Raw genomic sequence first — 13,498 nt, 5'->3', positions numbered from 1 at the left:
GCAGCTTCGCCGGCAGCGCTGCTTCTGCAAGGGTTCGTGATTGGCGAAACCATCAATGACAGCCAATCTCCCCACCCGTGGGGGAGATGGCCGGCACGCCAGAGGGGGGCGCGACAGAGCGGGGCGTGGGGATCTACACCCTGACGAACCCCTCGCTCGCTCGCAACAGATTGCGCGTATAATCTTTTGTCACGTGACGCTCGACAAGATCGTTGGCCGCCAGATTCTCCACTGCCTCGCCGTTCTGCATCACCATCAGCCGCTCGCACATATGGGTGATGATGGCGAGGTCGTGGCTGACCATCAGGAAGGTCAGCTTGCGGCGCCGCCGGATCTCCTCCAGCAGGTTCAGCACTTCCGCCTGCACCGAAGCGTCGAGCGCCGAAGTCGGCTCGTCGAGCAGCAGGATCGACGGTTCGAGGATCAGGGCACGGGCGATCGCCACGCGCTGGCGCTGGCCGCCGGACAATTGATGCGAATAGCGAAAACGGAAACCGGTGCCCAGGCCGACCTCGTCCAGAGCCCGCTGGATGCGCTTTTCGCCGTCGGCGAAGCCGTGGATGGCGAGCGGCTCCTGCAGCAGGCGGTCGACGGTCTGGCGCGGGTGCAGCGAACCGTACGGGTCCTGGAAGACCATCTGCACCTCGCGGTAGAACGCCTTGTCGCGACGCGCGCCGAGCGTTTTGCCGTTGACGGTGATAGTGCCCGATGCGGCCGGCGCCAGCCCGGCGATTGCCCTGAGCAGCGTCGACTTGCCGGAGCCGGACTCGCCGACCAGGCCGAAAGATTCACCGGATTGCACCTCGAGGCTAACGCCTTTCAGCGCGCGGAAGCGGTCGAAGACCACCTCCAGCCTGTCGACGGAAAGGGCTGCCGTCATGCCGCCCACTCCGGCTTGCGGTCGAGTACCGGCAGCGGGTGGCGGTCGGCGCCGATCTTGGGCATGCAGTTGAGCAGGCCGCGCGTGTAGGGATGCTGGGCGCGGCCGAGCTCCGAGGCTTTGAGCTGTTCGACCACCTTGCCGGCATACATGACGATCACCCGGTCGCAGAAAGACGAGACCAGGCGCAGGTCGTGCGAGATGAAGATCAGCCCCATGCCGCGCTCGCTGACGAGCCGGTCGAGGATGCCGAGCACGTCAAGCTGCACGGTGACGTCGAGCGCCGAGGTCGGCTCGTCGGCGATCATCATTTCCGGCCCGGCGATCAGCATCATGGCGATCATGGCGCGCTGGCCCATGCCGCCGGAAACCTCGTGCGGATGCAGGTCGAAGACACGGGCCGGATCGCGGATCTGCACAGCCTCCAGCATGGCAAGCGCGCGGTCTCGAGCTTCGGCCCTGGAGACTTTCTCATGCGTACGCAGCGTCTCGACGATCTGGCGGCCGATGCTCATCACCGGGTCGAGCGAATATTTCGGATCCTGCAGGATCATGGCGATACGCTTGCCGCGCAGCGCGCGGCGCTCGCGCGGCGAGGCGGCAAGCAGGTCGATGCCGTCAAAAGCGAGCGTCTTCGCGGTCACCTCGGCCTGCGGCGGGGTGAGGCCCATGATGGCGCGGCCGGTCTGCGACTTGCCCGAACCGCTCTCGCCGACAATGCCGAGCCGCTCGCGGCCGAGCGAGAAGGAAACGCCGCGCACCGCCTCGATCAGGCCGGTGCGCGTCGGGAAGGTAACGCGCAGGTCGTCGACTTCGAGAAGCGTGCTCATTGGTCGCCGCTTCGGGGATCGAGCGCGTCGCGCAGGCCGTCACCGAGCAGGTTGAAGCCGAGGCTGACGATGAGGATGGCAAAGCCCGGCGCGCCCGCCACCCACCACTGGTCGAGCACGAAGCGGCGGCCCGACGCGATCATTGCGCCCCATTCCGGCAGCGGCGGCTGCGCGCCGAGACCGAGGAAGCCGAGGCCGGCGGCGGTCAGGATGATGCCGGCCATGTCGAGCGTCACCCTGATGATCAGCGAGGAGACGCAGAGCGGCATGATGTGGCGAAGCACGATGCGGAACGGCGAGGCGCCCATCAGTTGAACGGCCTTGATGTAATCGGAATTGCGCACCGTCAGCGTTTCGGCGCGCGCGATGCGGGCATAGGGCGGCCACGAGGTGATGGCGATGGCAAGCACGGCGTTTTCGATGCCGGGGCCGAGTGCGGCGACAAAAGCCAGCGCCAGGATCAGCTTCGGAAAGGCGAGGAAGATGTCGGTGATGCGCATCAGGATCGCATCGGTCCAGCCGCCGGCATAACCGGCGACGGTGCCGACCAGCAAGCCGATGGGTGCGGCGATGACGGCAACCAGAACGACGACGTACAGTGTCCAGCGCGAGCCGAAGATGATGCGCGAATAGATATCGCGGCCGAGATCGTCGGTGCCGAACCAGTGGGCGGCACTCGGCGCCAGCAGCCGCGAGCCCTTGAGGTCGCCGAACGTCGGCGAATAGGGCGCCAGCACATCGGCGAAGGCTGCGACCAACAGCAAGGCGATGATGATGAGCAGGCCGAGAAACGCCAGCCGGTTGGCCGAAAAGCGCCGCCAGGCCACATAGGCGCGGCCGAGCCTTGCCTGCATGCGCGACGCCGGCCGCTCGCTGAGCAGCCAGTCGCGGCGGGTTTGAATCGCTTCTGCGCTCATCCTGCTTTGGTCCTCATCCTGCCTTGGTCCTGGGGTCGAGCAGCCGGTAGAGCAGGTCGGACAAAAGATTGATGCCGATGAAGACCGAGCCGATGATGATCGTGCCGCCGAGCACGGCATTCATGTCGGCGTTCTGCAGCGAGTTGGTGATGTAGAGGCCGATGCCCGGCCAAGAAAACACCGTTTCGGTCAGCACCGAGCCTTCGAGCAGCCCGGCATAGGACAGAGCGATCACCGTGACCATCGGCACCGCGGCGTTGCGCAGCGCATGGCCCCAGATGATGCGCGTTTCCGACAGGCCCTTGGCGCGCGCCGCGACGATGTATTCCTGGGTGAGTTCGTTCAGCATGAACGAGCGCGTCATGCGGCTGATGTAGGCGAGGGAGAAATAGCCGAGCAGCGAGGCCGGCAGGATGATGTGGCGGAAGGCATCGGCGAATACGTCCCACTGCCGTTGCCACAGTGCATCCAGCAGGAAAAATCCGGTAATCGGCGTGAACGTGTATTCGTAGACGATATCGAGACGGCCGGGAAAGGCGACCCATTGCAGCTTGGCGTAGAACAGCACCAGCGCCAGCAGCCCCAGCCAGAAGATCGGCACGGAATAGCCGACAAGGCCGATGATGCGCACGATCTGGTCGACGATGCTGCCGCGCCGGACCGCGGCCAGGACACCGAGCGGCACGCCGATGAACGCACCGATCAGCGTCCCCAGCGTTGCCAGTTCGATTGTCGCCGGAAAGGCGCGGCGGATATCGGTCATCACAGGATTGGTGGTCAGCACCGAGGTGCCGAAATTGCCGTTCAGGGCGTTTTTCACATAGATGTAGAACTGCTCGACCAGCGGCAGGTCGAGGCCCATCTCGCGGCGCGTTCGTTCGACGACATTGGCCGGCGCCCGGTCGCCGAGCACCGCCAGAACCGGATCGATAGGGATGACGCGGCCGATGAAGAAGGTCACCGCGAGCAGACCAAGATAGGTCGTTATCGCGATGACCAGGAACCGGGCGATCGACGAGGCCACGGCAACGGCGCGGGCGCTGCCGCGCCGCGCCGTCGCTTCGCTTTCAGCCAAGCTCATGCGGCGCGTCCGCCGGCATCACTCCTTCGAGACCGGGCCGACGAAGTTGGTGTCGAAGCTCGGGCCGAGCGCAAAGCCCTTGAGGTTCTTGCGCAGGCCGGCCACTTCCAGCTGCTGGTGGATGATGACGAAGGGGCTGGTGTCCAGGATCTTCTTCTGAAGATCCTGGTACATTGCGGCGCGCTTGGCCGCGTCCTTCTCGAGCAGAGCGGCTTCGGTCTGTTTGGTCAGGTCCGGAATGTCCCAGGCGTTGCGCCAGGCCAGCGTCTTGGTCTTGCCTTCATCCGAATTGTCCGGGTTGCTGGCAAAGGTCTGCGCATTGGAGTTCGGGTCGAAATAGTCCTGGCCCCACTGGCCGATATAGATGTCGTGGTTGCGGGCGCGATATTTGGTCAGCGTCTGCTTGCCGTCGCCGGGGATGATCTCCAGCTTGATGCCGGCCTGCCCCAACGTCTGCTGGATGGATTCCGCCATGCCCGTCGTCGGCTGCCCGGTGCGCACGTCCATGGTGACGCTGAAGCCGTCGGCGAGACCCGCCTTGGCAAGCAGTTCCTTGGCCTTGGCGACGTCCAACTTGAACGGATTTTCATCCAACTCGCCTAGCACGCCCTTGGGCAGGAAGGTCTGGTGGATCTCGCCGATGCCCTTGAGGATTGTCGTGCTCAAGGCATCGTAGTCGACCAGATATTTGAACGCCTGGCGAACCTCGGGCTTGGCGAGGTTCGCGTTCTTCTGATTGAGGCTGATGTAATAGACCGTGCCCTTCGGCGCGCTGGTGGTTGTGAGGTCGGCATTCTTGGCGATGGCGTCGAGATCGTTCGGCTCGAGATTGCGGGCAACGTCGATGTCGCCGGCTTCCAGCGCCAGGCGCTGGCCCGAGCTTTCCTTCATGTTGCGATAGATGACGCGGGCAAGCTTGGCCTTCTCGCCGTAGTAATTGTCGTTGCGCTCGAGGACGACGACTTCGTTGGCGCGCCATTCGCGCAGCTTGAAGGCACCGGAGCCGGCATAGCCGGTCTTCAGCCAGGCATTGCCGAAATCATTGTCCCATTTGTAGTCGGCGCTCGGCGTGACCGCGGCGACATGCTCCTTGACCAGCTTGGCGTCGACGACCGAGGCGACAGTCGCCGATAGGCAGTTCAACACGAAGCTCGGCGCATAGGCTTTGTCGACGGTGAACTGGAAGGTCGTGTCATCAACGGCCTTCGCCTTCTCGGTAACGTTGCCGCCATCGATGCCGAACTGGCCGATGATGAAGGCCGGGCTCTTGTCGAGCTTGATGGCGCGCTCGAATGAATAGGCAACGTCCGCCGCCGTGATCGGATTACCCGAGGCAAACTTCAAGCCGGGCTTGAGCTTGAACGTGTAGGTCAGGCCGTCGTCGGAGACGCTCCAGGTTTCGGCGAGATCGGCCTTGACCTTGGAGGTGTCGCTGAGGTCGAGGCGGACAAGAAGATCATAAGTATTGCCGGTAACCTCGGCGGTCGACAGTTCGAATGCCTCGCCCGGATCCATGGAGATGATGTCGTCGATGGCGAACCCCTCGACCAGCGTGTCGGCGGGCGTGACCGCGAAGGCAGGCGCACCGGCCAGAAGCAGCGCGGACATGGCCGCGCCCGCGAGCAAGAAGCGGGAGCGTAGAGCAAACTTTTCCATCATCATTTTGACTGTTCCCTGTTTTTGTTGACCTGAGTTCCCGGCTCAGGGTTGTGGCATTTCTTGCCGCGTCGAACGGTGATCCGGTACCGTCGTCTTGGCAATTTTTTGTGCGTTCCGGTTCACCATATCCGGCGGTTTCGAGCGCGGCAACGAGCATTTGCGGAACGGTCGATTGGGCCAGACCGGCGGTGCGGAAACCCGGCTATTTCAGCGCGGTAACCAGCTCGGCGTCGGGAAAGCAGGTGGCGGAACGGCCGTTGCTGGCCTGCCATTTGCCGATCGAGCGGCGCGTCTTGAAGCCGGGCAGGCCGTCGGCGCTGCCGACATCGTAGCCCTTCGCTTCCAGCGCCCGCTGCAAGGCGGCGATGTCGGAGCGGTAGAGCCCGCCGACTGCGCCCCAATTACCCGAGAAATTGCTGTCGCCATGGGCGATGCGATCGGCGCCATGGCCGATGAACAGGGCATAGAGATCGCTGGTGTTATACTGCTTCAGCACATAGAAATTGGGGGTGACGATGAAGGCCGGGCCGCTACGCCCGGCCGGCATCAAAAGAAAGCCCTCGGCCTTCAGTTCGCTCGCCGGAAACGGTTTGCCCGACACACGCCTGATGCCCATATCAGCCCATTGCGAAATCTTCTTGCCCTGGTCGGGACCTTCGAGCGAGCAGGACACGCTGTCCGGCACCGTCACCTCGAAGCCCCAGCCGCGGCCTCTGACCCAGCCATAATGCACGAGGTAATTGGCAATGGAGGCCAGTATGTCGGGCGTCGAATTCCAGATGTCGGTGCGGCCGTCGCCATCGAAATCGACGGCATGCTTGAGGAACGAAGTCGGCATGAACTGCGGCTGGCCGAGTGCACCGGCCCAGGACGATTTCATCACACCGACCGGGGCAAGCCCGCGCTCGACGATCTCCAGCGCCGCCAGGAGCTCGGTGCGGAAGAATTCCTTCTTGGTCGACATGAACGCCTTGGTGCCCAGCACTTCAAAGGCGTCATAGGGCAGCTTTGCCGCTCCGAAGCCGCTCTCGCGGCCCCAGATCGCCAGCAGCACTTCGCCGGGCACGCCGTAACGCTTCTCGATCGCGGCCAGCGTGCTGGCGTTGGCTGCCTCACGGGTGCGGCCGCCGACGGTCACCGCACGGACTATCCTTTCGGCGAAATAGGCGCCGGGCGAACCGAACTCGGCCTGATGCTGCTTCCGCGGCGTCGTCGCCTTCTCCCCCGGCTTCACCAGGTCGGGCAGTTTGAGGTTAGGCTTGACGCCCTCGAATGCGGCATCGAAGGTTTTCCTGGAGATGCCTTTGGCCCTGGCTTCGGGCCAGAGATCGTTGCCAAGCCAGGCGCGGAACTGTTCGTCGATTGGTGCTGCGGAGGCGGGAGTGGCGGGGAGGAAGGCAAAGAGAACTGCAAGAAAGATCGCCAATCCGCAAAGCCGACGGAACGCAATCATCTCGGAAGTACCCTCCCTGCAACTCGCCTCAAAACACCGTCCGCGAGCGGAGCGCCGCAGCCAGCGTGCCTTCGTCGAGATAATCGAGCTCGCCGCCGACCGGAACGCCATGCGCCAGGCGCGTCACCTTGATGTCGAAGCCGGAAAGCTGGTCGGTGAGATAGTGCGCGGTGGTCTGGCCCTCGACGGTGGCATTGACGGCGAGGATCACTTCCTTGACCTCGCCGCCGGCGACGCGGTCGACCAGCGAACGGATGTTGAGTTCATCGGGACCAATGCCGTCGAGCGGCGACAGCGTACCGCCGAGCACATGGTAACGCACGTTCATGGCGGTCGCCCGCTCCAGCGCCCAAAGGTCGGCTACGTCCTCGACGACGATGAGCGTGGTGGGGTCGCGGCGCGGGTCGGTGCAGACAATGCATGGATCGGAGGTGTCGACATTGCCGCAAGTCGAGCAGATACACACCTTGTCGACCGCCTCGCCCATGGCGGCGGCGAGCGGCGCCAGCAGCTGTTCCTTCTTCTTGATGAGGTGAAGCGCGGCGCGGCGTGCCGAACGCGGGCCGAGCCCCGGCACCTTGGCCAGCAGCTGGATCAGGCGTTCGATCTCGGGACCGGCGATTCGCTTCGACATCGCACCGGTTTAGACCATGATCCCGAAAAGTGGAAACCGGTTTTCGGAAAAGATCATGGTCAAACAAGACGATAGAGCCCCATTTCGGTCTATCGGAATGGATCAGGCTCTAGGATTTTTCAACGGGTTTTGGAACAGCGCTGAAGCGCGTGCTGTTCAGCCCGAAAAGAGGCAATCGCTTTAGGTTTGCGCCGCCCTTCATTGCCCTGCCCGTCCTCCGCAGCAGCTGCGGAGGGTGGACCGGGCATTTCTCCCTGTATGGCGCGCCGACGTCGACCGCCTCAGTTTTCCTCCAGCGGCCGGGTCTGGCCGGCGATCATCGCGCCGATGGCGTCGGTGTTCTCGGGCGTCGTCTCGAACGACATTGTCGGCTCCGCCGGCGCGGCCTGGAACGACGTGACAGGCCGGGCGCTCACGGTTCCGCCAAAACGAGCCGCGTCCGGTTCCTGCATTGGCTCTTGCAGCGCCACAAGTATCGGCTTCTCCGCCGGCGCCCTCTCAGTGGTCGCTATCCCGGCAGTCACCCTTGTCTGCTTTGCCGGCTGCGATGCGGCGGCGGTCACATAGGTTGCCTTGGCGAATATCGGCTTGGCCTCGCGTGCCGGCTCGGCCGAGGCGACACGTATGACCTGAGCGGCCGGCGCTTGCGGCTTGGCCTGGGCCACCGCGACCACCGGCTCGTCCGGCAGCGGCTGCCAGTTGCGGCCGCGCTTTTCATAAAACGCGTTGCCGCCGGCGACCATGGTGTAATGCATGTTGTTGTAGGGGAAACGCAGGCCGGCGGTGTGGAAATACATGGTGTTCTTCAGCTTGGCTTTGCGTTCGCCCTTGAGCACCGCCTCGGCGGCTTCCTCGACATCGGGCATCGCCTTTGAATTCATCGGCCGTGTCATAACGCCCGGCGCGAACTGGCCGCGCTCGCCGACGACCTCGCAGATGGTGCTGCCATGCTTGCCCGACCGCAGCCGGTTCATCACCACGGTGCCGACCGCGATCATGCCGTCACGGCTCGACCGGTTGGACTCGAAGAACATCGCCCGCTCCAGGCATTCCTTTTCTTTCGGTGTGGAATGGTAGGAGCGCGAGCTCAGGAAACTCGGCGTAATGGCATCGGTCAGGCTGGACATGCCGTGCGAGGCGGTCTGACTGCAAGCGGCCAAAAACAGCGGCGAGATAACGACGCCGAGCCGCAACGGCGTCTTCCATCGGGTAGAGATCAACAGGCGTCCCCTCATTCTGCTGCCAGCCCGCCCCTGGTTGCGGCAAGAATGAGACACTTTCAGGCAAAAAGATGGCTAAAGCGTTATTAAGTGTGGGGTGTTGCCCAATAGACACAGACGGCGGGGAGTATTTCAGCGGAAGCAGAACGGGCCTGGCGGACGGCTCCTCGGTCATGGGGCTGTTAGCGTTTCTAGAATGGCAGCTTCATTCCCGGCGGTATCGGCAGTCCCGCGGTCAGCGCCTTGGTCTTTTCCTGCATGATCTGCTCGACCTTGGTCCTGGCGTCGTTGTGGGCAGCGAGGAGCAGGTCCTCGAGAATCTCGACCTCGTCCTCCTTGAACAGCGACGGGTCGATCTTCAACGACTTCATCTCAAATTTGCCGGTCAGCGTCACGCTGACCAGGCCGCCGCCGGCCTGTCCGGTGGCTTCCAGCGTGGCGATCTCATCCTGCATGGCCTGGAACTTGGCCTGCATTTCCTTTGCCTTGCCCATCAGGCCGAGAAGATCCTTCATCGCACGGTCCTTTGCAGTTGGTGCTGGTTGTTTCAGGTTTCGTCGTCGTCGGCCGGCGGCTCGACCGGCACTTCGGCCTCGGCCGCATCGGCTTCCGGCGCGTCGGGAATGCGCACGTCGATGATCTTGGCGCCAGGAAAGCGTGCCAGGATGGCGGCGACCGTCGGGTCGCTCTTGGCATCGAGGAAAGCGTTTTCGCGCTTTGTCGATTCCATCTCGGCCAAGGTCTGGCCGCCCTCCTCCTTCGACAGCGACACAAGCCAGTTGCGGCCGGTCCAGGCGCGCAGCTTGGCGGTCAAATCGTTGAGCAGCATCTTCGGCGCATCGTCGGTCAGGCTGACGTCGATACGGCCGGGCTCGATGCGCACCAGGCGCACGCAACGCTTCACCAGCACCTTGAAGGCCATGTCGCGCTGGGCGTCGGCAAGGGCGACAATGTCGGCCAGCGATTTCATCGGCACCGGCGGCGCCTCGACCACCGGCTCCGGCGGAGCAACGAAATTGGTCGGCACCGGCTCGGCCTCGACCAGGCGCATGGTCTGCGCGCCGCCATTGGCCGTCGGCATCCGCGTCTGCGCCACGGCGCCGCCGCCTGCAGGCGCATGGTTTGCCGGGCCGGGGCTTGCCGGCGTGCCATTCACGCGCGGCGCGGCGCCCGGCAGGGCACCGCCGCTCTCCAGCGATTTCAGCGCCTCGTCCAGCGTCGGCAGGTCGGCGGCATGCGCCAGCCGGATCAGCACCATCTCCGCGGCGCTGACCGGGCGGTTGGAGGTCTGCACCTCGGGAATGCCTTTCAAGAGCATCTGCCACGTCCGCGACAGCACCTTGACCGACAGCGTGCTGGCGAAATCGGCGCCGCGACGGCGCTCGTCCTCGGACAGCGAGGCGTCGTCGACGGCAGCCGGCACGAAACGCAGGCGGGTGACCAGATGGTTGAACTCGGCAAGGTCGGTCAGCACAGCGGCAGGATCGGCGCCGGTGTCGTACTGGGCACGGAATTCGGCAAGTGCGGCGGCGACATCGCCCTTCATGACATGTTCGAACAGGTCGACGATGCGGGCACGGTCGGCGAGGCCGAGCATGGCGCGCACCGCTTCGGCGCTGACCGCGCCGCCGCCATGGGCGATCGCCTGGTCGAGTATGGACTGCGCATCGCGCATCGAACCTTCGGCCGCGCGCGCGATCATCGCCAGCGCATCGTCTTCGACTTCGATGCCCTCCAGACCGGCTATCCTGGCAAGGTCGGCCTTGATCATCGCCGCATCGATGCGCCTGAGATCGAAACGCTGGCAGCGCGACAGGACGGTGATCGGCACCTTGCGGATTTCGGTGGTGGCGAAGATGAACTTGACGTGCGGCGGCGGCTCTTCAAGCGTCTTCAGCAGGCCGTTGAAGGCCTGGTTGGAAAGCATATGCACTTCGTCGATGATGTAGACCTTGTAGCGCGCCGACACCGGGGCGTAGCGCACGCGCTCGATGATGTCCCTGATGTCGTCGATGCCGGTATGCGAGGCAGCGTCCATCTCGATGACGTCGACATGGCGTCCTTCCATGATCGCCTGGCAATGCTCGCCGAGCACGGCAAGGTCGACGGAAGGCTGGTCGACGGTCGGTGTCTTGTAATTCAGGGCCCGCGCCAGTATGCGCGCGGTCGTCGTTTTGCCGACGCCGCGCACGCCGGTCAGCATCCAGGCCTGGGCGATGCGGCCGGTGGCAAAGGCATTGGTCAAGGTGCGGACCATCGGCTCCTGGCCGATCAGCTCGGAGAAATTCGACGGTCGGTATTTGCGCGCCAGCACGCGATAAGCGGCAGGCTTGTCCAATTTTCCGGCCTCGTTTCCGGCTTCGCTCATTCGCCCGTTAAGCTCCAAGGGCCGCCACTGGAGGCGGCCGATTCCTGCGCATAGTTTCGCCCGCACGGCTTGGCGCCGTCAATGTCTGGGCAAAAGGCGAAGAGGCGGGAGGCTGGAACAATGACCCGTTCCGGGCTCGTTAGGGCTGCTTCCTTCCGGACCTGACCCGGTTGGCGAGTGGACCGTCCACCACCAACCTCCCAGCCTCCATATCGGCAATCCGGCGGTGAAATGCAAGTGCGGATAATAGGCGACGGCGAAAGCTGAAACCAAAAACCCGCCTCGGCGGGCGGGTCGTTGGAGCCAATTAGCACCATACCCAGATTAGTAGCATAGCTGCCGGCAGCGCCGTCGGAGAAAATCGCGGATGCGCCTTTGTGAAAGGAGCCGGGAGGCAGGCCAGAGGGGGCGCAAAGAATCGTGGCTTCATTCCAGCTTGGGTTCCTCGCCCCCACGAAAGTGGGGGAGAGGTGCTCGGCGAAGCCGAGACGGAGAGGGGACTGCGCCCTACGAAGGCCCCCTCTCCGGCCGCTTCACGGCCACCTCTCCCCCGCTTCGCGGGGGCGAGGAACCCAGGTCTTGACCGGCCATACCTTCACTTCTTCGCACACAATCAGCGCCAGGACGGCCAATGTTGCCTGCTGCCCCTTGCGGCCCCCCGGCAGCCGCTCTAGCGTCCATAAAGTTCAAAAAACGTCAAAATGTGAGGAAAACGCCGATGCTGCCGGGCCTCAAGGCCGGATTCACGCTTGATGCCCAGTTGGAAGCCGACAGCGAACAGCTGATGTGGCTCGGCCTGTGCGAATTGCGCGTCATGAACGACCGCCGCTGGCCGTGGCTGCTGCTGGTGCCGCAGCGGCCGGGCATCGAGGAAATCCACGACATGACGCCGCTCGACCAGGCGATGCTGACCTTCGAGACCAACATGGTGGCGCTGGCGCTCAAGCGGGTGACCGGCTGCACCAAGATCAACACCGGCGCACTCGGCAACATCGTGCGCCAGCTGCATGTACACGTCATTGCGCGCTCGGAAGGCGATCCCGGCTGGCCCGGCCCGGTGTGGGGGCACGGGCTGCGCGAGCCCTATCAGCGCTCCGACCTTCGCAAGTTTGCGGAAAAGATCAAGGCAGCGCTATAAGCCTCTCTCGTGTCCACCTTGAACCTTCCCGAGTCTGCATGAGCTTTCGCCTGTTTGACGCGCCCTTGCGCGAGCCGAGCCAGTTCGTCGGCTTCGCCGGCAACATTATCGATCGGCAGTCCGAAAACCGCGCCGACGATTCCGTCGGAAAAGCGCTCGCCGATCCCTCGGCGCGGCTGTTGCTGATGCGTGGCGGCCGGCTCTATTTGAAGCTTGCGCAAGGCGCATTCGACCCCTGGTTCGGCGCGGCCGAAAGCCGGCCGCTCGAGGCATCGCTCGAAAACGGCGTCCTGCTTGGCTTTTCCGAAAGCGGCCCGGTGCTGGCGGTGCCAGCCGGGGTCGAGCCCGAGCAGCTTCCCGAGACGATCAAGGCCATCGACTATCGCTCGGTCTATATGCAGGGGCTGATCGACGAAGCGGCGGCCGGCGCGCTGGCGCAGGGGGCGGCGCTGCTCGCCTGGCATGCCAGCCATCGCTTTTGCAGCAAATGCGGCACCGAAGCCGAGATGCGGGCCGGCGGCTACAAGCGGCACTGCCCGGCCTGCGGGACGGAGCACTTTCCGCGCACCGACCCGGTGGCGATCATGCTGACGGCAACGCGCGAAAAATGCCTGCTCGGCCGCGGCCGTCATTTCGGGCCCGGCATGTATTCGGCGCTCGCCGGTTTCATCGAGCCGGGCGAGACGATCGAGGCGGCGGTGCGCCGCGAAACGCTGGAGGAGGCCGGCATCAGGCTCGGGCGCGTCGTCTACCACGCCAGCCAGCCTTGGCCGTTCCCCTATTCGCTGATGATCGGCTGCTTCGGCGAACCGCTCAACGACGATATCCACCCCGACCTCAACGAGCTGGAAGATTGCCGCTGGTTCTTTCGCGACGAGGTGCTTTCGATGCTGGCCCGCGAGCATCCAGGCGGCCTGGTGACGCCGCCGAAGGGGGCGATCGCCTATAACCTCATCCGCGCCTGGGCCGACAGCGCCTAACGCAGGGACATCGCAGGAGCAGTAAATGATCCGTCATACCGTCGTGTTCACGCTGAAACACCCGCCGCATTCGCTCGAGGAAAAAAGGTTCCTCGCCGACGCCAAGAGAATCCTCACGGCGATTAAGGGCGTCACGCATTTCGAGCAGTTGCGGCAGGTCAGTCCCAAGAACGACTACCGCTTCGGCTTCTCGATGGAGTTCGCCGATCAGCGGGCCTATTCCGGCTACAACGACCATCCCGACCACGTCGCCTTCGTCCGCGACCGCTGGATCCCGGAGGTCGAGGCCTTCATGGAGATCGACTACGTGCCGCTCGGCTGGGGCTGACTGAGAAGCG

The 13,498-nt window shown here is 64.2% G+C and carries 13 protein-coding genes and 1 other RNA gene; 3 read left to right on the top strand and 11 right to left on the bottom strand.

Going from position 1 to position 13,498, the window contains the following annotated elements; translation table 11 throughout:
* Positions 1-133: 133 nt before the first annotated feature.
* The 11 genes from AC0L2P_RS03505 to ffs form a co-directional block, all read right to left on the bottom strand.
* Positions 134-880 (bottom strand): ABC transporter ATP-binding protein, encoded by a 747-nt coding sequence (locus AC0L2P_RS03505; protein WP_473499860.1) that lies wholly within the window; start codon positions 878-880, stop codon positions 134-136.
* Positions 877-1,710 carry an ABC transporter ATP-binding protein gene (locus AC0L2P_RS03500; RefSeq protein ID WP_473499859.1) on the bottom strand — a complete coding sequence of 278 codons (834 nt, stop codon included), beginning with the start codon at positions 1,708-1,710 and terminating at the stop codon, positions 877-879. Before AC0L2P_RS03500 ends, AC0L2P_RS03505 begins: the two co-directional genes overlap by 4 nt.
* Entirely contained in the window at positions 1,707-2,627 is a 921-nt protein-coding gene (nikC, locus tag AC0L2P_RS03495; protein WP_473499858.1) for a nickel transporter permease, read from the bottom strand. Before nikC ends, AC0L2P_RS03500 begins: the two co-directional genes overlap by 4 nt.
* A gap of 13 nt (positions 2,628-2,640) precedes the next feature.
* The gene (locus AC0L2P_RS03490; protein ID WP_473499857.1) at positions 2,641-3,708 is read right to left on the bottom strand and encodes an ABC transporter permease; all 1,068 of its coding nucleotides are present in this window, start codon (positions 3,706-3,708) and stop codon (positions 2,641-2,643) included.
* Positions 3,709-3,726: 18 nt separating this feature from the next.
* On the bottom strand, positions 3,727-5,370 hold the full coding sequence (locus AC0L2P_RS03485; RefSeq protein ID WP_473499856.1) for an ABC transporter substrate-binding protein: 1,644 nt from the start codon (positions 5,368-5,370) through the stop codon (positions 3,727-3,729).
* A 199-nt stretch (positions 5,371-5,569) separates the two neighbouring features.
* Positions 5,570-6,820 (bottom strand): lytic murein transglycosylase, encoded by a 1,251-nt coding sequence (locus tag AC0L2P_RS03480; protein ID WP_473499855.1) that lies wholly within the window; start codon positions 6,818-6,820, stop codon positions 5,570-5,572.
* A 28-nt stretch (positions 6,821-6,848) separates the two neighbouring features.
* A complete protein-coding gene (recR, locus tag AC0L2P_RS03475; protein WP_473499854.1) occupies positions 6,849-7,454 on the bottom strand; it encodes a recombination mediator RecR in 606 nt (201 codons plus the stop codon).
* 281 nt (positions 7,455-7,735) lie between these two features.
* Positions 7,736-8,674 (bottom strand): cell wall hydrolase, encoded by a 939-nt coding sequence (locus tag AC0L2P_RS03470; protein WP_473499853.1) that lies wholly within the window; start codon positions 8,672-8,674, stop codon positions 7,736-7,738.
* 191 nt (positions 8,675-8,865) lie between these two features.
* Entirely contained in the window at positions 8,866-9,189 is a 324-nt protein-coding gene (locus AC0L2P_RS03465) for a YbaB/EbfC family nucleoid-associated protein (RefSeq protein ID WP_473499852.1), read from the bottom strand.
* Positions 9,190-9,221: 32 nt separating this feature from the next.
* Positions 9,222-11,042 carry a DNA polymerase III subunit gamma/tau gene (locus AC0L2P_RS03460; RefSeq protein WP_473499851.1) on the bottom strand — a complete coding sequence of 607 codons (1,821 nt, stop codon included), beginning with the start codon at positions 11,040-11,042 and terminating at the stop codon, positions 9,222-9,224.
* A gap of 104 nt (positions 11,043-11,146) precedes the next feature.
* An RNA gene (gene ffs / locus AC0L2P_RS03455) (signal recognition particle sRNA small type) lies at positions 11,147-11,243 on the bottom strand.
* A 517-nt stretch (positions 11,244-11,760) separates the two neighbouring features.
* Between ffs and AC0L2P_RS03450 the strand changes: the two genes are divergently transcribed.
* From AC0L2P_RS03450 to AC0L2P_RS03440, 3 genes are read left to right on the top strand one after another with little or no spacing between them, the layout of a single operon-like run.
* Positions 11,761-12,180, top strand: a complete 420-nt coding sequence (locus AC0L2P_RS03450) for an HIT family protein (protein WP_023676868.1) — start codon at positions 11,761-11,763, stop codon at positions 12,178-12,180.
* A 38-nt stretch (positions 12,181-12,218) separates the two neighbouring features.
* Positions 12,219-13,160: an NAD(+) diphosphatase gene (gene nudC, locus AC0L2P_RS03445; RefSeq protein WP_473499850.1), complete on the top strand. Its 942-nt coding sequence runs from the start codon at positions 12,219-12,221 to the stop codon at positions 13,158-13,160.
* Between the two features lie 25 nt (positions 13,161-13,185).
* Entirely contained in the window at positions 13,186-13,488 is a 303-nt protein-coding gene (locus AC0L2P_RS03440) for a Dabb family protein (RefSeq protein WP_023676866.1), read from the top strand.
* Positions 13,489-13,498 lie beyond the last annotated feature (10 nt).

It is taken from the genome of Mesorhizobium sp. WSM4836, from assembly GCF_055811815.1.
The sequence above is the reverse complement of the archived record's forward strand: the minus strand, read 5'-3'. Positions and strand labels throughout refer to the sequence as shown.

What these genes read in the sequence shown, in the direction of transcription:
- nudC (WP_473499850.1), top strand. Translation starts at nt 12,219, where the DNA reads ATGAGCTTTCGCCTGTTTGACGCGCCCTTGCGCGAGCCGAGCCAGTTC.
- AC0L2P_RS03465 (WP_473499852.1), bottom strand. Translation starts at nt 9,189, where the DNA reads ATGAAGGATCTTCTCGGCCTGATGGGCAAGGCAAAGGAAATGCAGGCC.
- AC0L2P_RS03480 (WP_473499855.1), bottom strand. Translation starts at nt 6,820, where the DNA reads ATGATTGCGTTCCGTCGGCTTTGCGGATTGGCGATCTTTCTTGCAGTT.
- recR (WP_473499854.1), bottom strand. Translation starts at nt 7,454, where the DNA reads ATGTCGAAGCGAATCGCCGGTCCCGAGATCGAACGCCTGATCCAGCTG.
- AC0L2P_RS03460 (WP_473499851.1), bottom strand. Translation starts at nt 11,042, where the DNA reads ATGAGCGAAGCCGGAAACGAGGCCGGAAAATTGGACAAGCCTGCCGCT.
- AC0L2P_RS03505 (WP_473499860.1), bottom strand. Translation starts at nt 880, where the DNA reads ATGACGGCAGCCCTTTCCGTCGACAGGCTGGAGGTGGTCTTCGACCGC.
- AC0L2P_RS03485 (WP_473499856.1), bottom strand. Translation starts at nt 5,370, where the DNA reads ATGATGATGGAAAAGTTTGCTCTACGCTCCCGCTTCTTGCTCGCGGGC.
- AC0L2P_RS03500 (WP_473499859.1), bottom strand. Translation starts at nt 1,710, where the DNA reads ATGAGCACGCTTCTCGAAGTCGACGACCTGCGCGTTACCTTCCCGACG.
- AC0L2P_RS03450 (WP_023676868.1), top strand. Translation starts at nt 11,761, where the DNA reads ATGCTGCCGGGCCTCAAGGCCGGATTCACGCTTGATGCCCAGTTGGAA.
- nikC (WP_473499858.1), bottom strand. Translation starts at nt 2,627, where the DNA reads ATGAGCGCAGAAGCGATTCAAACCCGCCGCGACTGGCTGCTCAGCGAG.
- AC0L2P_RS03440 (WP_023676866.1), top strand. Translation starts at nt 13,186, where the DNA reads ATGATCCGTCATACCGTCGTGTTCACGCTGAAACACCCGCCGCATTCG.
- AC0L2P_RS03490 (WP_473499857.1), bottom strand. Translation starts at nt 3,708, where the DNA reads ATGAGCTTGGCTGAAAGCGAAGCGACGGCGCGGCGCGGCAGCGCCCGC.